The 24,189-nt window shown below is 62.9% G+C and carries 24 protein-coding genes; all 24 read right to left on the reverse strand.

What is annotated here, in order from left to right; genetic code table 11:
• Positions 1-19: 19 nt before the first annotated feature.
• The gene (ureC, locus tag CAG02_RS17285) at positions 20-1,720 is read right to left on the reverse strand and encodes an urease subunit alpha (protein WP_085711297.1); all 1,701 of its coding nucleotides are present in this window, start codon (positions 1,718-1,720) and stop codon (positions 20-22) included.
• Positions 1,721-1,893: 173 nt separating this feature from the next.
• Positions 1,894-2,199, reverse strand: coding sequence for an urease subunit beta (locus tag CAG02_RS17290; RefSeq protein ID WP_085711197.1), 306 nt, complete (start codon positions 2,197-2,199; stop codon positions 1,894-1,896).
• A complete protein-coding gene (locus CAG02_RS17295) occupies positions 2,199-2,732 on the reverse strand; it encodes a GNAT family N-acetyltransferase (protein WP_085711198.1) in 534 nt (177 codons plus the stop codon). Before CAG02_RS17295 ends, CAG02_RS17290 begins: the two co-directional genes overlap by 1 nt.
• Before the next feature lie 5 nt (positions 2,733-2,737).
• Positions 2,738-3,271, reverse strand: coding sequence for a GNAT family N-acetyltransferase (locus tag CAG02_RS17300; RefSeq protein ID WP_085711199.1), 534 nt, complete (start codon positions 3,269-3,271; stop codon positions 2,738-2,740).
• Positions 3,272-3,280: 9 nt separating this feature from the next.
• Complete coding sequence (gene ureA / locus CAG02_RS17305; RefSeq protein ID WP_039766748.1) at positions 3,281-3,583, reverse strand: urease subunit gamma; 303 nt, start codon at positions 3,581-3,583, stop codon at positions 3,281-3,283.
• Positions 3,584-3,808: 225 nt separating this feature from the next.
• On the reverse strand, positions 3,809-4,648 hold the full coding sequence (locus CAG02_RS17310; protein ID WP_085711200.1) for an urease accessory protein UreD: 840 nt from the start codon (positions 4,646-4,648) through the stop codon (positions 3,809-3,811).
• Positions 4,649-4,678: 30 nt separating this feature from the next.
• Positions 4,679-5,377 carry an urea ABC transporter ATP-binding subunit UrtE gene (gene urtE, locus CAG02_RS17315; protein WP_085711201.1) on the reverse strand — a complete coding sequence of 233 codons (699 nt, stop codon included), beginning with the start codon at positions 5,375-5,377 and terminating at the stop codon, positions 4,679-4,681.
• A gap of 14 nt (positions 5,378-5,391) precedes the next feature.
• Entirely contained in the window at positions 5,392-6,261 is an 870-nt protein-coding gene (urtD, locus tag CAG02_RS17320; RefSeq protein ID WP_085711202.1) for an urea ABC transporter ATP-binding protein UrtD, read from the reverse strand.
• Entirely contained in the window at positions 6,258-7,337 is a 1,080-nt protein-coding gene (gene urtC / locus CAG02_RS17325; RefSeq protein ID WP_085711203.1) for an urea ABC transporter permease subunit UrtC, read from the reverse strand. The genes urtD and urtC overlap by 4 nt, the downstream gene beginning before the upstream one ends.
• Positions 7,337-8,839, reverse strand: coding sequence for an urea ABC transporter permease subunit UrtB (gene urtB / locus CAG02_RS17330; RefSeq protein ID WP_085711204.1), 1,503 nt, complete (start codon positions 8,837-8,839; stop codon positions 7,337-7,339). The genes urtC and urtB overlap by 1 nt, the downstream gene beginning before the upstream one ends.
• 158 nt (positions 8,840-8,997) lie before the next feature.
• Complete coding sequence (gene urtA, locus CAG02_RS17335) at positions 8,998-10,263, reverse strand: urea ABC transporter substrate-binding protein (protein ID WP_085711205.1); 1,266 nt, start codon at positions 10,261-10,263, stop codon at positions 8,998-9,000.
• Positions 10,264-10,468: 205 nt separating this feature from the next.
• Complete coding sequence (locus tag CAG02_RS17340) at positions 10,469-11,479, reverse strand: iron ABC transporter permease (protein ID WP_085711206.1); 1,011 nt, start codon at positions 11,477-11,479, stop codon at positions 10,469-10,471.
• Positions 11,476-12,423: an ABC transporter substrate-binding protein gene (locus tag CAG02_RS17345; protein WP_085711207.1), complete on the reverse strand. Its 948-nt coding sequence runs from the start codon at positions 12,421-12,423 to the stop codon at positions 11,476-11,478. The genes CAG02_RS17340 and CAG02_RS17345 overlap by 4 nt, the downstream gene beginning before the upstream one ends.
• Positions 12,420-13,208 (reverse strand): ABC transporter ATP-binding protein, encoded by a 789-nt coding sequence (locus CAG02_RS17350; RefSeq protein WP_085711208.1) that lies wholly within the window; start codon positions 13,206-13,208, stop codon positions 12,420-12,422. The genes CAG02_RS17345 and CAG02_RS17350 overlap by 4 nt, the downstream gene beginning before the upstream one ends.
• A 114-nt stretch (positions 13,209-13,322) precedes the next feature.
• Positions 13,323-15,449 (reverse strand): TonB-dependent siderophore receptor, encoded by a 2,127-nt coding sequence (locus tag CAG02_RS17355; protein ID WP_085711209.1) that lies wholly within the window; start codon positions 15,447-15,449, stop codon positions 13,323-13,325.
• Positions 15,450-15,609: 160 nt separating this feature from the next.
• Positions 15,610-16,989: a PepSY domain-containing protein gene (locus CAG02_RS17360; RefSeq protein WP_085711210.1), complete on the reverse strand. Its 1,380-nt coding sequence runs from the start codon at positions 16,987-16,989 to the stop codon at positions 15,610-15,612.
• An 80-nt stretch (positions 16,990-17,069) separates the two neighbouring features.
• Complete coding sequence (locus CAG02_RS17365) at positions 17,070-19,190, reverse strand: TonB-dependent copper receptor (protein ID WP_085711211.1); 2,121 nt, start codon at positions 19,188-19,190, stop codon at positions 17,070-17,072.
• Between the two features lie 84 nt (positions 19,191-19,274).
• Positions 19,275-19,721 carry a DUF2946 domain-containing protein gene (locus CAG02_RS17370; protein ID WP_085711212.1) on the reverse strand — a complete coding sequence of 149 codons (447 nt, stop codon included), beginning with the start codon at positions 19,719-19,721 and terminating at the stop codon, positions 19,275-19,277.
• Positions 19,722-19,742: 21 nt separating this feature from the next.
• Positions 19,743-20,222 (reverse strand): copper chaperone PCu(A)C, encoded by a 480-nt coding sequence (locus CAG02_RS17375; protein WP_085711213.1) that lies wholly within the window; start codon positions 20,220-20,222, stop codon positions 19,743-19,745.
• A 48-nt stretch (positions 20,223-20,270) separates the two neighbouring features.
• On the reverse strand, positions 20,271-20,672 hold the full coding sequence (locus tag CAG02_RS17380) for a DUF2946 domain-containing protein (protein WP_085711214.1): 402 nt from the start codon (positions 20,670-20,672) through the stop codon (positions 20,271-20,273).
• 47 nt (positions 20,673-20,719) lie between these two features.
• Entirely contained in the window at positions 20,720-21,031 is a 312-nt protein-coding gene (locus CAG02_RS17385; protein ID WP_085711215.1) for a hypothetical protein, read from the reverse strand.
• Positions 21,032-21,159: 128 nt separating this feature from the next.
• Positions 21,160-21,888, reverse strand: coding sequence for a cobalt-precorrin-6A reductase (locus CAG02_RS17390; RefSeq protein ID WP_085711216.1), 729 nt, complete (start codon positions 21,886-21,888; stop codon positions 21,160-21,162).
• Positions 21,885-22,982 carry a cobalt-precorrin-5B (C(1))-methyltransferase gene (locus CAG02_RS17395; protein ID WP_085711217.1) on the reverse strand — a complete coding sequence of 366 codons (1,098 nt, stop codon included), beginning with the start codon at positions 22,980-22,982 and terminating at the stop codon, positions 21,885-21,887. Before CAG02_RS17395 ends, CAG02_RS17390 begins: the two co-directional genes overlap by 4 nt.
• Positions 22,975-24,186: a precorrin-6y C5,15-methyltransferase (decarboxylating) subunit CbiE gene (gene cbiE, locus CAG02_RS17400; RefSeq protein WP_085711218.1), complete on the reverse strand. Its 1,212-nt coding sequence runs from the start codon at positions 24,184-24,186 to the stop codon at positions 22,975-22,977. The genes CAG02_RS17395 and cbiE overlap by 8 nt, the downstream gene beginning before the upstream one ends.
• Positions 24,187-24,189: the final 3 nt, after the last annotated feature.

The raw sequence follows: 24,189 nt of genomic DNA on the forward strand, positions 1-24,189 counted from the left end.
CGACGACCGGGGCTCTGTTTTAGAACAGAAAGTAACGCTGAGCCATCGGCAGCGTCTCGGCCGGTTCGCACCAGAGCAGCACGCCGTCGGCCTTGACCTGATAGGTCTGCGGGTCGACGTCGATCTGCGGCAGGTAATCGTTGTGGATCAGGTCGGTTTTCTGCACGTCGCGGCAACCTTTGACCACGGCGATTTTCTTCTTCAGGCCCAAGGCTTCGGGCAGCCCGGATTCATGCGCCGCCTGGCTGATGAAGGTCAGGCTGGTGGCGTGCAGCGAGCCACCGTAACTGGCGAACATCGGGCGGTAGTGCACCGGTTGCGGGGTCGGGATCGAGGCGTTGGCGTCGCCCATCAGGCTCGCGGCGATGGCGCCGCCCTTGAGGATCAGCGTCGGTTTCACGCCGAAGAAGGCCGGGCGCCACAGCACCAGATCCGCCCATTTGCCGACTTCCACCGAACCCACTTCATGGCTGATGCCATGGGTGATCGCCGGGTTGATCGTGTACTTGGCGATGTAGCGCTTGGCGCGGAAGTTGTCGTTGTCTTCGCCGTCCTGTGGCAGCGGGCCACGCTGCTTTTTCATCTTGTCGGCGGTCTGCCAGGTGCGCGTGATGACTTCGCCGACACGGCCCATGGCCTGGCTGTCGGAGCTGATCATCGAGAACGCGCCGAGGTCGTGGAGGATGTCTTCGGCGGCAATGGTTTCGCGGCGGATGCGGCTCTCGGCGAACGCCACGTCCTCGGCGATGCTCGGGTCGAGGTGGTGGCACACCATCAGCATGTCGAGGTGTTCGTCGATGGTGTTGCGGGTGAACGGCCGGGTCGGGTTGGTCGAACTCGGCAGCACGTTGGCGAAACCGCAGGCCTTGATGATGTCCGGCGCATGGCCGCCACCGGCACCTTCGGTGTGGTAGGTGTGGATGGTCCGGCCCTTGAACGCGCCGAGGGTGGTTTCGACGAAACCGGACTCGTTGAGGGTGTCGGTGTGGATCGCCACCTGCACGTCGTACTGGTCGGCGACGCTCAGGCAGTTGTCGATGCTTGCCGGGGTGGTGCCCCAGTCTTCATGGAGCTTGAGGCCGATGGCGCCGGCCTTGACCTGCTCGATCAGCGGCTCCGGCAGGCTGGCGTTGCCCTTGCCGGTGAGGCCGATGTTCATCGGGAATGCATCGGCGGCCTGGAGCATCCGCGCAAGGTGCCACGGCCCGGAAGTGCAGGTCGTTGCGTTGGTGCCGGTGGCCGGCCCGGTGCCGCCGCCGATCATGGTGGTGACGCCGCTCATCAGCGCTTCTTCGATCTGCTGCGGGCAGATGAAGTGGATGTGGGTGTCGATGCCGCCGGCGGTGAGGATCATGCCTTCGCCGGCAATCACTTCGGTGCTGGCGCCGATGGCGATGGTCACGCCGGGCTGCACGTCCGGGTTGCCGGCCTTGCCGATGGCGGCGATGCGCCCGTCCTTGAGGCCGACGTCGGCCTTGACGATGCCCCAGTGATCGATGATCAGCGCGTTGGTGATCAGCGTGTCGACCACTTCGGCGGCCAGCAACTGGCTCTGGCCCTGGCCGTCGCGGATCACTTTGCCGCCGCCGAATTTCACTTCTTCGCCGTAGGTGGTGAAGTCCTGTTCGACTTCGATCCACAGCTCGGTGTCGGCCAGGCGCACCTTGTCGCCGACGGTGGGGCCGAACATGTCGGCGTAGGCTTGTCTGGAGATTTTCATGCGCATGCCTTGAGATTCAATTGTTTTTGAGACTGTTCGCTTCGCTCACAGATTCGCGAGCAAGCCCGCTCCCACATTTGAGAGGGTTTCTTCAGGTGGAATGCAGGCTAATGTGGGAGCGGGTTTGGTTCGGGCGGCGATCCGACGAAGGGGCCCACGCAAACGGTATAAATTCAGAGGTCACCCATGACCCGCCCGGCAAATCCGAACACCCGGCGATGCCCGGCGTAATCCACCAGTTCCACCTCGCGGCTCTGGCCCGGCTCGAAGCGCACGGCGGTGCCTGCCGGGATGTTCAGGCGCATGCCACGGCTGGCGGCGCGGTCGAAGGTCAAGGCGTCGTTGGTTTCGAAAAAGTGGTAGTGCGAGCCGACCTGGATCGGCCGGTCGCCGCTGTTCGCCACTTTCAGGCTGATCGTGCGGCGACCGACGTTGAGTTCGATCTCGCCGGGCTGGATCCGGTATTCGCCGGGAATCATCAGTTCGCTCCTTGCAGGACTTTGTAATAGAGGGCCGTCGGGCGATAGGTGCCGTTCGGGTCGCAGGCGTAATCGGGGATTTCCCCGGCGCGGGTGTAACCCAGGGCCTTGTAGAAATCTTCGGCGGGGGAGCCGGCCTCGGTGTCGAGGTAAAGCATGCCGCGCTTGTACTGGCGGGCCGTCAGTTCCAGCGCTTCCATCAACTGCTGGCCGAGGCCGCGCCGGCGGGCCTGTTCGCGCACCAGCAGTTTCTGCACTTCGGCGCGGTTCAGGCCGTTGGCCTTCTGGCACAGGCCCAGTTGCACGCTGGCCTGCACCTGTTCGTCCTTGACCACCACCCACAGCAAGACGTTGCCCTTGTTCAGGTTGTCCTGCACTTCATCGAAATAGGCGCGGGCCTGGGTGGCATCCAGATCAGCCATGAAGCCGACGCTGGCGCCATAACCCACAGCGTCCAGCAGCAGCTCGATCAGGCCCTGACGATAGTGCGCAAAACTTTCCGCATTGACGCGTCGCAGTTGGGCGGGGTTCATCGGTGTCACTCCTTGTTGGCGGGCGGCGGCTCCGCGCCAGGATTGAGGGTCAGTTGCATGAACGTCAGGTCGAGCCAGCGACCGAACTTGGTGCCGACCTGCGGCATCTGCCCGGTGGTGATGAAACCGGCGCGCTCGTGCAGACGGATCGACGCCGCGTTGCCGCTTTCGATGGCGGCGACCATGACGTGCTTGCCACAGGTTTTCGCGCGTTCGATCAGCGCGGTCATCAATTGCGGGCCGAGGCCGTTACCGCGCTGGTCGCTGCGCACGTAGACCGAATGCTCGACGGTGTGACGGAAACCGTCGAACGGCCGCCAGTCACCGAACGAAGCGTAGCCGAGGGTGGTGTTGTCGGCGTCGACGACCACCAGGATCGGATAACCCTGGGCCTGGCGGGCGCTGAACCACGCCTGACGGTTGCCCAGATCGACGGCGGATTCATTCCAGATCGCCGTGGTGTTGAGTACGGCGTCGTTGTAGATGTCGCGGATCGCCGGCAGGTCGGCGTGCAGGGCATCGCGGATGGTGTAGGTCATGGCGCGGCCTCAGACGATCGGTTGGTGGACGGTGACCAGTTTGGTACCGTCGGGGAACGTCGCTTCGACCTGGATCTCCGGGATCATTTCCGGGATGCCTTCCATCACTTGATCGCGGGTCAGCAGGGTGGTGCCGTAATGCATCAGCTCGGCCACGGTCTGGCCGTCCCGGGCGCCTTCGAGCAGCGCTGCCGAGATATAGGCCATGGCTTCCGGGTAGTTGAGCTTCACGCCACGGGCCAGTCGCCGCTCGGCAACGAGGCCGGCGGTGAAGATCAGCAGCTTGTCTTTTTCGCGTGGGGTCAGGTCCATCGTTTGAAATCCATTTGGGCAGATTTGTGTGGTTCTTGTAGTGAGTGGGGTGTCAGTTGGAACCGCCCCTCACCCTAGTCCTCTCCCGAAGGGAGAGGGGACTGATCCAGGTTGTTTGTTATGGCCAGTTCAGTCAGCAACATTTTTGAGTTAACAAATTCTTATCAGGCACCTCGGTCAGGCTCCCTCTCCCTCCGGGAGAGGGCGGGGGGTGAGGGCTGGTTTTCAGGTGTTCCATATTCTTGGCGGTACTGCCTCGCGTCCCATCAATTTCGGCCGCAACAAGCGCCACAATTCAATAAGCCACGCTCGCGCCAGCAACGCTTCACTGGCCAGACAGCGCGCAACCAGTAACCCCGGCAATTGCGTCAGATCCCCGCGCACTTCATGCCCCAGCGAGCGGCAGCGCTCCAGCAGTTCGGCATCGATTTCACCGGTCACCAGCATCGTCGCAAACACCGGATGGCCGTCCAGCCCGATCGGCGAATCAAGCAAACCATCGTTGCCGACGATGCGCTGGCGTTCATGCCACAGCAACCTGCCATCTCGGCGAATATCCAGATGCGCCTGGAAATGCCCGAGGTCGAAACGCTCGCCACTGGCCGGACGCCCGAGGGCCACCACGTCCCAGTAGAACAGCCGCGCATCGCCTTCAAGGTCGATCGAGGTCGAGAGTTCCGCCTGGGCGGCGCTGTAGACGATGGTTTCCTGGGGCAGCCACTCCAGTGTCGCGCCGGCGGCGACATGCAGGTTCAGCGACTGATAAGCGGGGCCCGCCGCGCGATACCACTTGGCGGCACCGGGGCTGGTGATTTGTGCCCAGGCGCCCGGTTCGACGCGGGCGCTGATGTTCAACCGGTCACCGCCGGCAATGCCGCCCGGCGGGTGGACGATGATGTGCTGGCAGACCTCGGGCCCTTCGGCATACAGATGCTTTTGCACCCGCAACGGTCCGAGGTGTCGGCGACGGACAGGGCGCGTGCAATCGCCGAAGCGGGCATAGGCCAGCTCAAGCTCGGCATGCCAGCTCGGGGTAAACAGGGCAGTCGCTAAAGGTAGATTCATATTTTCTGATTATCGTTAGGACGCTACAGGTTAGATCGTAACCAGCCCGCGCACACCCTCGCTTTCCATATTTTCTCCACGGCCCTGCTGCACGATCTCGCCCCGGGACATCACCAGGTACTGATCGGCCAGCTCGGCGGCGAAATCGTAGAACTGTTCCACCAGCAGAATCGCCATGTCGCCCCGGGCGGCGAGCTTCTTGATCACTGCGCCGATTTCCTTGATCACCGACGGCTGGATGCCCTCGGTGGGCTCGTCGAGGATCAGCAGGCGCGGGCGGCTGGCCAGTGCGCGGCCGATGGCGAGCTGTTGTTGCTGACCGCCGGACAGGTCGCCGCCGCGGCGCTGTTTCATTTGCAGCAGCACCGGGAACAGTTCGTAGATGAACGCCGGAACCTCTTTGGCTTCGCTTCCGGGGAATCGCGACAGGCCCATCAGCAGGTTTTCTTCCACGGTCAGCCGGCCGAAAATCTCCCGGCCCTGGGGCACGTAGGCGATCCCGGCGTGTACCCGTTGATGCGGTTTGTACGTGGTGATCGGTTTGCCTTCCCAGTTCACCGCGCCTTCCTTGGCCGGTAGCAGGCCCATCAGGCATTTGAGCAGCGTGGTCTTGCCCACGCCGTTGCGGCCGAGCAGGCAGGTCACTTCGCCGACCTTCACGTCAAAGCTCAGGCCCCGGAGGATGTGGCTTCCGCCGTAGTACTGGTGCAGTTTGTCGACTTGCAGCATGTTGGTATTCCTCTTCAGCGCCCGAGATAGACTTCGATCACGCGTTCGTTGTCCTGCACCTGTTCCAGCGAGCCTTCGGCCAGCACGCTGCCCTGATGCAATACCGTGACGTGGTCGGCAATCGAGCCGACGAAGCCCATGTCGTGTTCCACCACCATCAGCGAATGCTTGCCCGCGAGTGACTTGAACAGCTCGGCGGTGAATTCGGTTTCCGCATCGGTCATGCCCGCCACCGGCTCATCGAGCAACAGCAATTGCGGGTCCTGCATCAGCAGCATGCCGATTTCCAGAAACTGTTTCTGCCCGTGGGACAGCAGCCCCGCCGGACGATTGACCGAGGTGGTCAGGCGAATGGTGTCGAGCACTTCGCTGATCCGGTCTTTCTGCTCGCCGCTCAACTTCGCCCGCAGACTGGCCCACACCGACTTGTCGGTTTTCTGCGCCAGCTCCAGGTTCTCGAACACGCTCAGGGCTTCGAACACCGTGGGTTTCTGGAACTTGCGGCCGATGCCGGCCTGGGCGATCTGCACTTCGCTCATCTGCGTCAGATCGAGGGTTTCGCCGAACCACGCCTTGCCGTGACTGGGGCGGGTCTTGCCGGTGATCACGTCCATCAGCGTGGTCTTGCCCGCGCCGTTGGGGCCGATGATGCAGCGCAGTTCACCGACGCCGATGTACAGGTTCAGAGCGTTCAGCGCCCGGAAACCGTCGAAGCTGACGCTGATGTCTTCCAGGGTCAGGATCGTGCCGTGACGGGTGTCGAGGCCCGGACCGACGCGTTGCCCGAGGCCGATTGAGTCGCGACTGGTGCCTTCGTCCTTGTTGGGCTCCACCGGGAAAAAGGCCGGTTCCAGCATGAATTCAGCGCTCGCCGTGACTCTCATGATTCACCTCGTTTCTTCAGCAGACCGACCACGCCTTTGGGCAGGTACAACGTCACGACGATGAACAGCGCGCCGAGGAAGAACAGCCAGTATTCCGGGAAGGCCACGGTGAACCAGCTCTTCATGCCGTTGACCACACCGGCGCCGAGCAGCGGACCGATCAGCGTGCCGCGCCCGCCAAGGGCTACCCAGACGGCGGCCTCGATCGAGTTGGTCGGTGACATTTCGCTTGGGTTGATGATCCCCACTTGCGGCACGTACAGCGCACCGGCCAGACCACACAACACCGCGCTCAACACCCAGACGAATAGCTTGAAGCCGCGCGGGTCGTAGCCACAGAACATCAGACGGTTTTCCGCATCGCGCAACGCGGTCAGCACCCGGCCAAACTTGCTGCGCGCCAGACGCCAGCCAATGAACAGACTCGCCACCAACAACAGCACCGTCGCCAGAAACAGCACCGCGCGGGTGCCCGGTTCGGTGATGCCGAAACCGAGGATCGTGCGGAAATTGGTGAAGCCGTTGTTGCCGCCGAACCCGGTCTCGTTGCGGAAAAACAGCAGCATCCCGGCGAAGGTCAGGGCCTGGGTCATGATCGAGAAATACACGCCCTTGATCCGCGAACGGAAGGCGAAAAAGCCAAACACCAGCGCCAGCAACCCCGGCGCCAGCACCACCAGGCACATGGCCCAGAGGAAGTTGCCGGTGCCGCTCCAGTACCACGGCAACTCGGTCCACGACAGGAAGGTCATGAACGCCGGCAAGCCATCGCCGGCGGCCTGACGCATCAGGTACATGCCCATCGCATAACCACCGAGGGCGAAGAACAGACCGTGGCCCAGCGACAAAAGACCTGCGTAACCCCAGACCAGATCCAGTGCCAGGGCGACGATGGCGTAGCAGAGAATCTTGCCGACCAGCGTCAGGGTGTAGGCCGAAACGTGCAGCGCGCTGTCCGAAGGCAACAGCGACAGCAGCGGCAGGGCGATCAGTAGCGCGAGAACGACGGCACCAACCGCGAGGGTGACTTTGGGGCCGGCCTTCTGTGTGGCCGTAAGCATCAATGGCTGATTCATCAGTCGATCACCCGTCCTTTCAGTGCGAAGAGGCCTTGCGGACGTTTCTGGATGAACAGAATGATCAGCGCGAGGATCAGGATCTTGCCGAGCACCGCACCGATCTGCGGTTCGAGAATCTTGTTGGCGATGCCCAGGCCGAACGCGGCGAACACACTGCCGGCCAGTTGCCCGACGCCGCCGAGCACCACCACCAGGAACGAGTCGATGATGTAGCTCTGGCCGAGGTCCGGGCCGACGTTGCCGATCTGGCTCAGCGCCACGCCACCAAGCCCGGCGATGCCCGAGCCGAGGCCGAAGGCGAGCATGTCGACACGCCCGGTGGGTACGCCGCAGCAGGCGGCCATGTTGCGGTTCTGGGTGACGGCGCGCACGTTCAGACCGAGGCGGGTCTTGTTCAGCAGCAACCAGGTCAGCACCACTACGAACAACGCGAAGGCGATGATCACGATGCGGTTGTACGGCAACACCAGATTCGGCAACACCTGAATCCCGCCGGACAACCAAGCGGGGTTCGCCACTTCAACGTTCTGCGCGCCGAACACCAGACGCACCAGTTGAATCAGCATCAGGCTGATGCCCCAAGTCGCGAGCAGGGTTTCCAGCGGGCGGCCGTAGAGGTGACGAATTACCGTGCGCTCCAGGGCCATGCCGATGGCGGCCGTGACGAAGAACGCTACCGGCAGCGCAATCAACGGATAGAACTCGATGGCCTGCGGTGCGTAGCGCTGGAACATCAACTGCACGACATAAGTGGAGTAGGCGCCGAGCATCAGCATCTCGCCGTGGGCCATGTTGATCACACCCAGCAGGCCGAAAGTGATCGCCAGACCCAGGGCCGCGAGCAGCAGAATCGACCCGAGGGACATGCCGCTGAACGCCTGACCGAGCAGTTCGCCGATCAGCAGTTTGCGTTTGACCTGGGCGAGGCTGGTTTCGGCGGCGGTGCGCACGTTGGCATCGGTTTCGACGCCGGGTTCGAGCAGGCCTTCGAGGCGAGTGCGGGCCAGTGGGTCGCCGGTTTCACCGAGCAGACGCACAGCGGCGAGACGCACCGCCGGGTCAGTGTCGACCAGTTGCAGATTGGCCAGCGCCAGGCTCAGGGCGGCGTGGACGCTTTCATCTTTTTCGCCAGCCAGTTGCCGGTCGAGGAATTTCAGCTGCGCCGGTTTGGCGCTTTTCTGCAATTGCTGCGCGGCGCTCAGACGGGTTTTGGCGTCGGCGGCGAGCAATTGGTGGCTGGCCAGTGCGGTGTCGATCAGACCCCGCAGGCGATTGTTCAGGCGCAGGGTCTTGGTTTGGCCATCGAGGGTCAGTTCGCCTTGTTGCAGGGCGTTGATCAGTTCGATGCGGGCCGGGTCGGGCTGCGCGGCCCAGGCTTCCAGCAGCTTGGCTTGCTGCGTCGGGTTGGCGGCGACGAAGTCTTCGGCATCCCCGGCATAGGCGGCCATCGGCAGCAGCAGTGCGATGGCCAGGATCAAGCGATAAAGGGCAGTGGGCATAGAGAGGCGCCTTGCTCGGACTATTGTGGGAGCGAGCCTGCTCGCGAAAACGGTCTGACATTCACTATCGATGTCGACTGTCAGGGCCCCTTCGCGAGCAAGCTCGCTCCCACAGGGATTTGTACCCGCCTCAAGTATCGAGGCGGGCATCCAATGGCTCAGTTGCTCTTCACCGCATACTCCGGCTTCTTGTCATTCCCCGGAATGAACGGGCTCCACGGCTGCGCACGAATCGGCCCTTCGGTCTGCCACACCACGTTGAACTGACCGTCGGCCTGGATCTCGCCGATCATCACCGGTTTGTGCAGGTGGTGGTTGGTCTTGTCCATGGTCAGGGTGTAGCCGGACGGCGCAGCGAAAGTCTGGCCGCCGAGCGCTTCGCGGACCTTGTCGACGTCGGTGGACTTGGCTTTTTCCGCCGCTTGCGCCCACATGTGGATACCGACGTAAGTGGCTTCCATCGGGTCGTTGGTCACCGCTTTGTCGGCTCCCGGCAGGTTGTGTTTCTTCGCGTAGGCTTTCCAGTCATCGACGAACTTCTTGTTCACCGGGTTCTCCACCGACTCGAAGTAGTTCCACGCCGCGAGGTTGCCCACCAGCGGTTTGGTGTCGATGCCGCGCAGCTCTTCTTCGCCCACCGAGAACGCCACCACCGGTACGTCGGTGGCCTTCAGGCCCTGGTTGGCCAGCTCTTTGTAGAAAGGCACGTTGGAGTCGCCATTCACGGTCGAGATCACCGCAGTCTTCCCGCCGGCCGAGAATTTTTTGATGTTGGCGACGATGGTTTGATAGTCGCTGTGGCCGAACGGGGTGTAGACCTCTTCGATGTCTTTGTCCGCTACGCCTTTGGAATGCAGGAACGAACGCAGGATCTTGTTGGTGGTGCGCGGGTAAACGTAATCGGTGCCGAGCAGGAAGTAGCGCTTGGCGCCGCCGCCTTCTTCGCTCATCAGGTACTCAACCGCCGGGATTGCCTGCTGGTTCGGCGCGGCGCCGGTGTAGAACACGTTCGGCGACATCTCTTCGCCTTCGTACTGCACCGGGTAGAACAGCAGACCGTTGAGTTCTTCGAACACCGGCAGCACCGATTTGCGCGACACCGAAGTCCAGCAGCCGAACACCACCGCGACCTTGTCCTGGGTCAGTAGCTGCCGGCCTTTTTCCGCGAACAACGGCCAGTTCGACGCCGGGTCGACCACCACCGGTTCGAGCATCTTGCCGTTCACCCCGCCCTTGGCGTTGATCTCGTCGATGGTCATCAACGCCATGTCCTTGAGCGAGGTTTCGGAGATCGCCATGGTGCCGGACAACGAATGCAGAATCCCGACCTTGATGGTCTCGGCGGCCTGTACCGTCCAGGTCATGCCCATCGCGGCAATGGATGCCGTGAGTGTGAAAGCCTTGATCAAACTGCGACGCTTCATTGTGCGATCTCCACGAACGTTAAAGTTTTTTATGGTTGGCAGATGCGAACGACTGAAGGCTGTTTTGCAAGGGCTGTGCCCGGTCGGGATCGGGCAGGGAAATGTCGGTTTAGAGCGGTTGCGCGCAGAGGCGGCGCACCATGAAGGGACGTGTTGCAGGCAAGGGTGCAGCGGGGTGCGCCAGATTGGGGCGCGCCCCGGAGAGTCAGCGGCGGCGCATCAGGCCGATGAAGAACAGCCCACCGAGGGCCGCGGTGGCGACGCCGATGGGCAGGTCTTCGGGAGCGATCAGCGTGCGGGCGGCGACATCGACCCACACCAGAAACACACTGCCGAGCAACACGCACACTGGCAGCAGGCGCCGATGTTCTGCACCGATCAGACGCCGGGCGATGTGCGGCACCATCAGCCCAACAAAACCGATGGAGCCACTGATCGACACCAGCACCCCGGTCATCAGCGAAGCGATCACGAACACCCGCAGACGCACCGACCGCGCATTCAGGCCGAGGGTGACGGCAGTCTGTTCGCCGGCCATCAAGGCGTTCAGCGGTCGGGCCATGCCGATCAGCAGAATCAAGCCGAGCAAGACGCTGAGCGCCGGCACCGCCAACAACTCCCAACGCGCCAGACCGAGGCCGCCGAGCATCCAGAACATCACCGCCGAGCTCGCCCGGTGATCGCCCATGAACAGCAGCAGGTTGGCGACCGCCATCATCACGAACGACACCGCCACTCCACACAGCAGCAGGCGATCACTGTCCAGCCGACCCTGACGGTTGGCGATGCCCAGCACCAGAAACATGCTCAGCAACGCGCCGATGAACGCGGCAATCGGCAAGGTCAGCAGACCGACGATTTCACCGACGTGCAGCACCACGATCACTGCACCGAGGGTGGCGCCGGAGGTGACACCGAGCAGGTGCGGATCAGCCAGCGGATTGCGCGTGACCGCTTGCAGCACTGCGCCGATCAACGCCAGCCCGGCCCCGACCAGCGCACCGAGCAACATGCGCGGCACGCGGATCAGCCAGACGATGTGCTCCTGGCCGGCGCTCCAGTCCGGTACGCCGAGGCCGAACAACTTGTGCAGCAGAATCCGCCACACCACGTCCACCGGCACCCGCGCCGGGCCGAAGCCCAGCGACACCACGCAGGACACCAGCAGCACCGCGCCGAGGGCGATCAGCAGCCAGGCGTAACGACGATTGATCATTCGCCGTGGAACCCTTTGGCCAGAGTTTCAACCGCGAGCACGTTGTCGATCCCCGGCGTGGCCTGCACGTAGGGGATGACGATGAAACGCTGGTTCTTGATCGCGTCCACCGATTGCAGGGCCTTGTTCTTCAGCAGGAATTCAATCTTCTGCTCGGCGGTGATTTCGCTGTAGTCAACGATCACGATCACCTGCGGATTGCGCTCGACCACGGTTTCCCAGTTGACCCGGGTCCAGCTCGCTTCGACGTCATCGAGAACGTTGCGCCCGCCGGCGGCGTCGATCAGCGCTTGCGGCATGCCGAGACGGCCGGAGGTCATGGCGCGGTCCTCGCCGCTGTCGTACAGGAACACTCGCGGTTTTTCGGCGGGCAGGTCTTTGCGGATTTCCGCGACCTGATTTTGCATGTCGGCGATCAGTGCATTGGCGCGGTCCTGCACGTCAAAGATCTTTCCGAGGTTGCGCAGGTCGTTGTAGGTGTCGTCCAGCGTGGCGGCCGGGCGCTTCATCACAAAGGCACAGGACTCGGTCAGTTCATAGACGTTGATGCCCAGCGGTTGCAGGGTTTGCGGCGTGAGATCGCCACCGACGCGCATGCCGTAATCCCAGCCGGCGAAGAAGAAATCGACATTGGCGTTGAGCAACGTTTCCACCGACGGGTATTTGGCTGCCAGCTCCGGCAGGCCATCGAGCAGCGACTGCATTTCCGGCGTCACCGACTTCCAGCCACTGACGCCGCTGTAGCCGGCCATCTTCGACTTGAGACCTAGGGCAAGCATCATCTGGGTCATGTTGATGTCGTGGCTGACCGCGTGTTTCGGCGCTTCCTTGAAGGTCACTTCGCGGTTGCAGCTCTGGATCGTCAGCGGGTACTTCGTGGCCTCGGCGAAGGCTTGGGTGGTGCCCAGCAGCAGAGCGAGGCAAAGCAGGGAGCGCACAGTCATGGTCGGGTTATCCAGGTGATTCGCGGGTAGCCGTGGAGGGGGTGTGGATCGATCAATGCTTCGACGCCGAACACGTCGCGCAGCAATTCAACAGTGAGCACTTCTTGCGGGGTGCCGCTGGCGACGATTTGTCCGTGATTGATCACGTACAAGCGATCGCAGAATGCGGCGGCCAGGTTCAGGTCGTGGATGCTCGCCAACGTGCCGATCTGCAAACGCTTGACCAGTTGCAGCAGTTCCAGTTGATAACGCGGGTCGAGGTGGTTGGTCGGCTCGTCGAGGATCAGCAGTTGCGGTTGCTGGGTCAGGGCGCGGGCGAGGATCACCCGCTGTTTTTCACCGCCGGACAGCGTGGCGAACGCATGATCTTCGAAGCCGTCCAGCCCCACGGATTTGAGGGCCTGAGTGGCGAGTTGGCGGTCTTCCAGCGTGTCGCCGTCGAACAGGCCTTTGTGTGGTGTGCGGCCCATGGCGACCACTTCTTCGACGGTCAGACCGAAGGCGTCGGGGAACTCCTGCAGGACCACGGCGATGCGTTGCGCGCACCAGCGCGAGGATTGCTTCCAGACGTTGTGGTGCTCGAGTCTGACCTCACCGTGCTCCGGCTGACTGAAGCGATAGGCGCAGCGCAACAGGCTGGTCTTGCCGCTGCCATTGGGCCCGATCAGCCCGACGAACTCACCGGCGGCCACTTGCAACGAAGCGTCACGCAGCTGGAACTGGTGATGGCAGTGGCCGTGGCCCAGTGGGGACCATTTCAGGTCGGTGAGGGTCAGTGAAGTCATGCATCTCTCTTGAAAACTATGGTGCGGCGGATACCGCTTTCGCGAGCAAGCTCGCTCCCACAGGATCTGCACAATCCCTGTGGGAGCGAGCTTGCTCGCGAATGGGGCCTTGAATCAAAAGGTGTAGTCAGCGGTGACAAAGAACGAACGAGGCTCACCCAGAATCCACTGCTGGCCCTCATTGTATTGGCTTTGCGCGTAGGTCCGGTCAAACAGATTGTTCACCTGCAGACCCAGCGTGGTGTTGCGCAGGGCTTTCCACGACAGCGTCGCATCGACCACGGTGTAGCTCGGCAGCTCGTTGCGGTTGGCCATGTCGGCGTAACGTGCATCGACATAACGCACGCCTGCGCCGGCCTTCAGGTCATCGGTCAGCGCCTTGCTCAACCACAGATTTGCCGTGCGCCGAGGCACGTCCACCGGACGATTGCCATTGCGCGACACCGGCACGCCGCCGACCACTTCTTCAAAATCGTCGTACTTGGCTTTGACGATCGCGGCGTTGGCCTGCAGTTGCCAGGCGTTCGGCAGTTGCAGATCGAGGCTGGCTTCCAGGCCGTTCGACGATTGCTGGCCGACCTGCTGCTTGAGCGTCGGGTTGCCCGGATCGTCGGTCAGCAGCTTCTTCTTCACGATGCGATACGCCGCCAGGGTGAACTCGCCACGCTGATCCCAGAACAGCTGCTTCAGGCCGATCTCGGTTTGCCGCGCGGTGGACAGGTCATATTGTTGCTGGCTCGGGCTCAGGGAAATCAGCCCACCGATGCCATCGGTGCTGGTGGCGACCTGGCCGTAGAACGAAGTGTCCTGGGTCAGTGCGAACACCAGACCGGCCTTCCAGTTGTTGCCGGTCAGGGTCTTGTCGCTCTGGCTGTCGTCAACCAGATTAGTGCGATCCACATGCACGTAGTCGCGGCGCACACCGGTCACCAGCGACCAGCGCTCGCTCAGTTGCGTGCGGTTTTCGGCGAACACCGACATCTGCTTTGTGGTGCTGTCGAACTGATCGCGATACGGGTTGGCGCTCTCGAAATAGCCAGGTTGCGGGTGATACAGATCCAGCGGCTGGCCGTTCGGCAATACGTCATTGAACGGCGAGTTGCTGTCGAGCTGGAAGCGGATGCGGTTGTAATCAACGCCGGTCACCGTCTGGCTGTCGAGGCCGAACAGCGAGTGCTTGAAGGTGAAGGTCTGGCGGTCGCCGACCTGTTCCTGTTTGTGGCCGATGCCGAAGTAGCCGCTGCGGCTGAGCTGCTGGCTGTCGGCGTCGAAATTGTAGTTCTCGGCGTTCTGCCAACGACGCTGGGCCTTGAGGTAGTACAGCTCGTTGCTGGCGCTGACCGCATCGTTGATCTGCCAGTCAGTGGTCAGGCGCGTCCATTGATCGTTGTAGTGCTGCTTGTCGTCGCGCACGTTGTAGTTCTTGTTGCGCAGACTGTCCTTCAACTGGCCGTTGATCAACGGCGTGCCGAAGTAGTTCTGCGGGCGCTGGTCGCCGTAATCGTGGGCGAGGGTGAAGGCCAGATCGTCGGTGGCCTGCCAGCGCAGGGCGGCGCTGATGACGTCGCTGGACGAGTCGCCGCGATCGACCCAGCCATTGCTGCGCAGGCGATTGAGGTTGAGGCGATAGCTCAGGGTGTCGGTCAGCGAGCCACCGCTGTCGAACGCCTGCTGCTGGCGGTCGAACGAGCCGTAACCGACGCGCACATGGTTTTCGATTTCGCCTTCGAACGGTTTCTTCGGGATCACGTTGACCACCGCGCCGGTCGCGCCTTCGCCATACAGCACCGAGGCCGGACCGCGCAGCACGTCGACGCGCTCCACCGACCAGGTGTCGACCGGGAACGTCACGGTGCCCATGCCGGTGTACATGCGGTTGCCGTCATACAACTGCATCACCGAACTCTGCCCGGTAAATCCCCGGGCCTGCAACGAAGTGCCGCCATCGCCCGGCGTGCCGGTGCGGCTGATGCCGGTGCTGCGCGACACCGCGTCCTGCACGCTGCGATCACCACGGGCGCGGACCTGCTCACCGCTCAGGCTTTCGACGCTGGCCGGGGTTTCCATGGCGCTGAGGTTCAGACGCGAGCCGGCGCTGGTCGGCGTGGTCAGGCTGACGGTCTGGTCGTCATTGGCCGGGGCGGTGATGGTGCCGGTGGGCAACGTCAGCGGCGCGTTGTCGGCATGGGCGCTGTTGTTCAGGGCGAACAGACAGAGGCTGGACAAGAGGTACTTGTTCATCGGGCGGTGAATCACTTCTTCAAATGAAAAGCCCGCAGGCTCATGACCATGCATGGCTGCGGGCAGAGCAGCAATTAGTGTTATACAGTAACACTAAAAATTGCCGGAGTTTAAGCCCCGGCAGTTTAAAGATCTGTCTAGGTCGCGCATCTCGCCTGTTTCATGATGAAGTTGAGGCAGATTCAGTTTGCCGGCCCAGACGCGACAACAGCAGCCGATCCAGCAACCACACCACCACCAGCGAAGCGCCCACCAGCGGAAACACCACCGCCAGCACGAGCATGATCGCCACCCCGGTTTTCCACTTCGGCAGATCGTGACGCAGCGGCGGTACGCCGAACTTGCCTTGCGGGCGACGCTTCCACCAGATCACCACGCCGCTGACGGCGCTGAGCAGAATCATCAGGCAGATCAGCAGCACGATGATCTGGTTGAAGGTGCCGAACATCTTGCCTTCGTGGAGCATCACGCCGATCTCGGTGGCCCGGGCCACGGCACCGTAGTGCTCGAATCGCACGTCGGCCAACACCTTGCCGGTGTACTGATCGACGTGCAGCGTGGCGTCGTTGCGCGGGTCGTCGGCGAATACGGCGATGGTGAACACGCCGGTGGCGGTGGTCGGCAGGGTGATGCTGTAGCCGGGCTCGACCTTGCGTTCGATGGCGATGTTCTGCACATCCTGCAGGCTGATGGCCGGCGCGGCAGGGCCGTGTTGCATGCCGCCGTGGGCCATGTGCTCGGCGTGGTCGCCGGACATCGGCATCGGCGTGTTTTCCATGGCCCACGGTACGGTCTGGCGGGCGGCGTTGTTGAGGCTGCCGGCCTCGACGTCGGAGGTCGGCACGTTATTCCACATCGCCGCCGGGAACACGTTCCACACCTGGGCGTACTGCTTGCCCCAGAAGCCGGTCCAGGTCATGCCGCTGAGCAACATCACCAGCAGCAACGCCGCGCCCCAGAATCCTGTAACGGCATGCAGATCACGCCACAGCACGCGACCGCGACTGTTCAGCCGTGGCCACAGAATCCCCGCGGCCTGACCGCGCGGCCACCACAGGAAAACCCCGGACACCACCAGCACCACGCCCCAGCCGGCGGCCAGTTCGATCAGTCGGTCACCGACGGTGCCGATCATCAATTCGCCGTGGATCGCCCGGGCGAGCGCCTGCAGGTTCTGCTTGGCGTCCTGCTCGCCGAGGATGTCGCCGTGGTATGGATCGACGAACACGTTCAGCTCATGGCCGGCATTTTTCACCACGAATTGCGCGCTGCGTTCGGCGTTCGCGGGCGGCAGGTACTGGGTGACCTGGCCTTGTGGATAAGCGCTTTTGACCTTTTGCAGCAGGTCATCGGCCGGTACGGTGTGATGCCCGGCCGGGACGTTCAGCAGGCTGCTGTACATCAGCGAATCGAGCTGCGGTTTGAACAGGTAAATGATGCCGGTCAGGGCCAGCATCACCATGAATGGCGCGACGAACAATCCGGCATAAAAATGCCAACGCCAGGCCAGGTTGTAGAAATTCGGTTTGGGCTGTTTCATCACGAGTGCTCCGCTTGGCTTGGATCTTCTAGTTGTCTGTTGGCACTCGCTCCCTCAAGGGGAGCGAGTTCCCTTGAGGGTTAGAAACTCATGTCCACCTTGGTCCAGAGCGTGCGCCCCGGCTCGTTGATGGCTTGCGGGTCGTTGGCCGGATAGCCGAACCCGGCGTTGCCCGCCAGGTTGAGGTGTTCGGCGTAAGCCTTGCCGAACAGGTTGTCGACGCCGGTACTGACCTTCCAGTTCTTGTTGATCCGGTAGGCACCGTTGAGCGAGAACACACCGAAGCCCGAACTCTTGTCGTAATCCTTGCCGACCACGTTGCCCTTGTTCTGGTCGATCCGGTTTTGCGCGGCAACCACCCTCCACAGTGCGCCGGCGCTCCAGTTGTCTTCGCTGTAGGTGAGGCCGAAACGTGCATCGAGCGGCGGCATCTGCGGCAGGGCCTTGCCGTCGCTGCTGTTCTTGCCCCAGGCGTAGGCCAGGGTCGCATCGGCTTTCCAGTTGTCGGTGAGCTTGTAGGCTGCACCGAGTTCACCGCCCATGATCCGCGCGTCGATGTTCTCGGCGCGGGAGGTGCTCATACCCATCATCGTCGGGGTGTAGTCGAACAGGATGTAGTCGCGCACCACACCGATGTAGCCCGAGGCCCAGGCTTCGAGGTCGGCGTCCTTGTAGTTCACGCCGAAATCGAGTTGGGTGGTTTTTTCCGGTTTGATCGAATCGAAGGCATTGACCGAACCTGCCGGGCCGGACTTGGGCGAGAACAGCTCCCAGTAATCCGGGAACCGCTGCGTGTGTCCGAGGCCGGCGTAGAGCGTGGTCGGGCTGTCGGCCAGGTCATGCTCGTAACGCACGAAACCGCTCGGCAGGGTGTCGGCGCGGGTATCGCCGGCAGTCGGGTTCGGCCGGGACATCATTCCCGATCCGGTGGTCTGCCGGAAATCCCTGGCCGAGGCGCGGTCGACCCGGGCACCGGTGATCAGCCGGTCGCGGTCGGCGGCGTACCAGGTCATCTCGCTGAACACGCCGTAGTTATGGAAGTCGGCGTCCTTGGTGTACGGCTGATCCTTGTAGGTATCGATGCCCATGCCGCTGCGCTGACGGTGTTCGTTGGTCTGCGCATCGAGACCGGTGATCAGCTGGACATCGGCCCAGCGCCAGGTGGCCTTGATCCGCGCGCCAAGGGTGCGACGGTCGACGTTGGACGCCATGGGGCCTGCCATCATCCCGGTGCCGGACGGCGTGCGCAGGGTGTAGTTGTCCATCACGTGGTCGGCGTAGTTGTAGTAGACCTGGGCTTCGAGCTTCTCCAGCACGTCGGTGATGTTGGATTTCTCGAAACGCAGGCCGAGGCTTTCCCGCAGGAACTGCGAGCCGTCCATGCCACGCCCGGCGTAGCGTGCTTCGCCGTCACCCTTGCCGGCGGTGAGTTCGATCAGGGTGTCGGCATCCGGGGTCCAGCCCAGCGCCACGTCGCCGTTCCACTTGTCATAGCGCGAGGCGACGGTGTCGTTATTGCCGTCGCGGTAGTCGTCGGAGTGTGCGGTGTTGCCGATCACCCGCACGTAACCCAGCGGGCCGCCGGCCGCTGCATCGACGACTTTGTCGAAGCGTCCGTTGGAGCCTGCCAGCACGCTGGCGTTCACCCGTGTGCCGAGTTCACCGAAGTTCTCCGGCTCACGGTCGAAGAGGATCGTGCCGGCGGATGCACCCGGTCCGTAGAGCACGGTTTGCGGTCCTTTGATCACGGTGAGTTTGTCGTAGGTCTCGGGCGAGATGTACGAGGTCGGCGCATCCATCCGGCCGGGACAGGCGCCGAGCATCATGCTGCCGTTGGTGAGGATGTTCAGGCGCGAACCGAACATGCCGCGCAGTACCGGATCACCGTTGGTGCCGCCGTTGCGCACCATGGCGAAGCCGGGAATCGTCTTCAGGTAGTCGCCACCGTCGCTGGCCGGCACCGGTTGGCGCGGGTCTTTCGGGTTGGTGACGATGGTCAGCGGCGAGCTCGGAGCGATGGCGGTGATCACCGTCGGGCTCAGTTCCTCTGTATGGCCGGCATGTTCATCGGCGTGGACCAGCGGGGACAGCAGGACGCCGCAAAGGACGGCGGTAGCGTGCCTGAAACGAACGCGGGATTCGTTCAGGGCGAAGGACGCCGGGGCAGAACCCGAGCGTGGGACAGCAGAAAACCTGGACATGACAATTTCCATCAAACAGTCGTAAACGACACGGCCGGCAGCCTGAAGCTGTCTTCTCAACCGTGTGCAATCGGTGGTGGGTGTTTACGCTGCGACGGGCGGGGCGCGGCTGCGGGCGCCAGGGAAGAAGGTCTGCCGGGCGTGGCCCAGGCGCGGGGAGGGCGTGGTGAACGTATTGACGTGGGGGATGCTGAACGTGGCAAACGTGCCGCCACCGGTCAGTGCCGGGCAGTTGAACAGCAGGCTGCAATAGCCGCACTTTTCCCACAGCACATGGTGCGACGATTGCGGTGGGCAGTGTTCGGCCGAGGGTTTTGCTTCATGCGCGGAATGATCCATGCCCGCCATGGCCATCGACATGTCCATGTTCATTGGCATGGATGTCGAGGCGTGCTGATCCATCGGCATCGACTGAGAAATCAGCGGGCCGATGAAGATCATCAACATGGCGAACAGGGCGATCCAGCTGCCGCGTGTCAGGTGTCCGGTCTGACGGCGTTGCACGGATGCCCCGGCGCTGCGCGGGCGCACGGGCGGAGTCTGCCGGAACGGTTATTGGGCGTGCGCGTGTTCCGGCATGTCCTGCGGTGGTTTCTTCTGCACGGCGACTTCGACGGTCACGTCACCGGCCTTCTCGAAGTGCATCGTCAGCGGGAAGCGCTTGCCGTCGGTCAGCAGGCTGCGGTCGGTCGGATTCATCAGCATCACGTGATAGGCCATCGGCGCGAAGGTCACGTTCTCGCCGGCCGGGATGGCTACGTTCGGCACCTGTTGCATCTTCATCAGATCACCCTGCATCACGTGTTCGTGCAGCTCGGCTTTTGAAGCGATGGGCGAGTCCACACTCAGCAGGCGGTCAGCGGTTTTGCCACCGTTGTGAATGATGAAATACGCGGCAACCGTCGGCGCATTCGGCGGCAGTTCCTGCGACCACGGGTGGGCGATTTCCAGCTCGCCGGCCTTGTATTCGTGGGCATGGGCGAAGCACGCCGGCAGCAACAGCGCAGCGATGACGATGAATTTGTTCAACATGGCAGTTCTCCAGAACGATTTGAAACGCAGGTCAAATGCGGGAACAAATCAAACCAGAGGGGAGGCGCGGGGATTGAGGCTCGGCCATTGCTGGCGCGGTGTCGGGGTTTGCAGCAAGGAAGGTGCCACGCTGCGATTGCTTTCGTATCGGGCGAAATACAGCTGCGGCGAATGCCCCGGCAACGCCACCACCGGCGCCGATCCGGAACAGCACCAGCAATGCTGCATGGTCGAATGATTGTCACCGCTCTGCGGCGCTTTCTGATCGAGGCTGCTGATGTCGATCGCCACCATCTTCGTGCCGCTGCCGGTGCAGAAACTGCTCCACAGCAACTGCTCGGCCGGCGTCTGCGCCGCCTGCGCCATCGCTCCCGTCAACGGCATGGCGAGCATGTTGAACAGCACTGCGAAGCAGGCGATCCAGGCAAATGCGAGCCGGTGTCGGTTCATGGGACAGATCCGTAGGGTGGGCGATCAGGCGCGGCTATTTAGCCTGATCAGGGCCGATAAGTAAAAAAGCGTCGTGCGGTTTGGTGTCGCAGCGCTACCTGCAATTGTGCGAGTAGCACGCTTGCCAGTTCCGTCTCGCCGTTATGAAAGAGTGTAGCGGCTTCGATTCGCAATGCCTGTGCGAAATCCGGATCAGATTGAATTCTCAATCGGATGGTCTGCTTATAGTCTCGGAGCGCCACGCGGTTGAATCGCCCATCGCCTGAGTCCAGTTCCGAACATGCCTTGACGTAGTGCACCAGTTCAGCAGGCGTGTGGAGAAAGTCCTTGATGTCGAAGCGGGTGAATTTTCCGTTCATTGGAACGTGCTCACAAATTCGATGAAACGCTAAACGTAAGCCTGGGCAGCTCACGCAGATAGTCAGCGAATCTTTAAATTCTTGTGGGCAGTGTCCTAGCACTCAGTAGGACTTGAGCTTTTTGTTTTTCACGGTCGGACTTCGGCCGTTAGGGCAGCGATGGCTTCATCAATCGTCCAAAACTCCCGATCAACCCCCGCCAACACCGGCCGCCTCAACACCATCACCGGCACCCCAAGCTCCCGCGCCACTTCCAGCTTCGGCTCGGTCGCAGTGCTGCCGCTGTTCTTGCTGATCAGCACGTCGATCTGCCGCCGTTTGAACAACACTCGTTCATCCTCCAGCAGAAACGGCCCACGGGCACCGATGACTTCGCAGCGTTCGTTGCCGGGGTAGGCGTCGAGGGCGCGCAGGGTCCAGAACTGGTGCGCGGGGATTTCATCGAGGTGTTGCAGTGGTTCGCGGCCGAGGGTGAACAGTGGGCGATGGAAAGGGGTGAGAGCGGTGATCAGTTCCGCCCAGTCGGCGACTTCGCGCCAGTCATCGCCCGGTTGTGGTTGCCACGCCGGGCGGCGCAGGGCCCAGCAGGGGATGCCGGTGAGTTGTGCAGCGGTGGCGGCGTTGTGGCTGATTTGTGCGGCATACGGATGGGTCGCGTCGAGCAGCAGATCGATGCCTTTATCGCGAATGAACTGCGCCAGCCCTTCGGCACCGCCGTAGCCGCCGACGCGCACCTGGCACGTCAAATCGGTCGGCACCCGGCCCACTCCGGCCAGGCTGTAAATGTGTTCCGGCCCCAACATGCGCGCGATGGCCAACGCTTCAGTCACGCCACCCAGCAACAGAATCCGTTTCATGCAAAAGCCCCCGCATGGCCGACGATGCCGCCCTGACGATCAATCGCAAACACCTCGACCTGGACCTGCGCGGGCACCACGCTGCGGGCGAATTCCAGGGCATGACGGCAAACTTCATCACCCAGGGCAACACCCGCCGCACTGGCCATCGCCAACGCCTGCTGACTGGTGTTCGCCTCGCGGATGGCTTGCTGCAAGGTGTCATCGGCGCCAATCGCCGCCGCCCATTCGGCCAGTTGCGGCAGGTCGATGCTCGAATGGCGCGAGTGCAAATCCATGTGCCCGGCCGCCAGTTTGCTGATCTTGCCGAAGCCGCCGCACAGGCTGAGTTTATCCACAGGCACTTTGCGCAGGTGCTTGAGCACGGCGCCGACAAAGTCGCCCATTTCGATCAGGGCGATTTCCGGCAGGTCGTAGACCTGGCGCATGGTGTCTTCGCTGGCATTGCCGGTGCAGGCGGCGATGTGCAGGTAGCCGTTGGTTTTCGCCACGTCGATGCCTTGATGGATCGAGGCGATGTACGCCGCGCAGGAAAACGGCCGGACGATGCCACTGGTGCCGAGGATCGACAGGCCGCCGAGAATGCCCAGGCGCGGGTTCATGGTTTTCAATGCCAGGGCTTCGCCGCCCTCGACGTTCACCGTCACCTCGAAGCCGCCGCGATAGCCGGTTTCTTCGGCGAGCAGCGTCAGGTGATCGCTGATCATCTTGCGCGGCACCGGGTTGATCGCCGGCTCGCCGACGCCCAGCACCAGCCCCGGTCGGGTCACGGTGCCGACGCCTTTGCCGGCGATGAAGCGGATGCCCGGCTCGGCCATCAGTTGCACGCGGGAGTAGAGCAGGGCGCCGTGTGTCACGTCCGGGTCGTCACCGGCGTCCTTGATCGTTCCGGCTTCGGCGCCGTTCTCGGTCAGCCGACAGAACTCCAGGCGCATCTGCACCTGCTTGCCCTTGGGCAGCACGATCTGCACGGCATCCGCCACCACTCCGCCGAGCAGCAGGCGCGCGGCGGCGAGGCTGGTGGCCGTGGCGCAGCTGCCGGTGGTCAGGCCGCTGCGCAGGGGCGCGGGTTGTTCGGCGGTTTCGTCACGCATCAAGGGGTTTGACCAGATCGAGCAGGGTGATCGGCAAGGCCTGGCGCCAGGTGTCGAACTCGCCCAGCGGCTGCGCCTGGGCGATGTGGATGCGGGTCAGTTCGCCGCCGTGGCGTTCGCGCCAGCTCATCAAGGTCATTTCGCTTTGCAGGGTTACGGCGTTGGCCACCAGTCGGCCGCCGGGTTTGAGTTGTTCCCAGCAGGTTTCCAGCACGCCTTCACGGGTCACGCCGCCACCGATGAAAATCGCGTCCGGACGCTCCAGCCCTGCGAGGGCCTGGGGTGCGCTGCCGCGAATCAGTTGCAGGCCGGGAACACCCAGTGCATCGCGGTTGTGTTCGATCAGTTGCTGGCGACCATCGTCGGCCTCGATGGCTAGCGCGCGGCAGCTAGGGTGCGCGCGCATCCACTCGATGCCGATCGAACCGCTGCCGGCGCCGACGTCCCACAGCAGTTCGCCCGGCGTCGGCGCGAGGCGGGCAAGGGTGATGGCGCGCACGTCGCGTTTGGTCAATTGCCCGTCATGTTTGAAGGCCGAGTCCGGCAGGCCGGCCAGGCGCGACAGGCGTGGGGTCTGCGGATCGGCGAGGCACTCGATGGCGATCACGTTGAGATCGGCAATGACCGGATCGTTCCAGTCGTTGGCGGTGCCATCGATCCGGCATTCGGCGCTGCCACCCAGATGCTCCAGAACGCTCAGGCGACTGGCGCCGAATCCGCGCTCACGCAGTAACGCGGCAACAGCCGCCGGGCTTTGACCGTCATTGCTCAGCAGCAACAGGCGCACGCCGCTGGACAGCTGACCATTGAGGGCCGCAAGCGGGCGAGCAACCAGCGAAAGGATGCTGACCTCCTGCAACGGCCATCCCAGCCGGGCGGCCGCCAGCGAACATGAGGACGGCGCCGGCAGCACCAGCATTTCGCTGTCCGGAACCTGCCGCGCCAGGCTTGCGCCAACGCCGTAGAACATCGGATCACCGCTGGCCAGCACACACACCGCTTCGCCACGGCGCTCGAGAACCGGGGCCAGGGAAAACGGGCTCGGCCACAACTGGCGCTCGCCACGGATGCACACCGGTAACAGATCAAGCTGACGCTGACCGCCGATGATCCGCGAAGCGCCCATCAGGGCGCGCCGGGCATTCTTGCCCAGGCCCTTGAAGCCGTCTTCACCGATTCCTACTACTGTCAGCCAGGGTGACATCTG

This window comes from Pseudomonas sp. R43(2017) (assembly GCF_002112345.1).
Taxonomy (GTDB): Bacteria; Pseudomonadota; Gammaproteobacteria; order Pseudomonadales; family Pseudomonadaceae; genus Aquipseudomonas; species Aquipseudomonas kribbensis.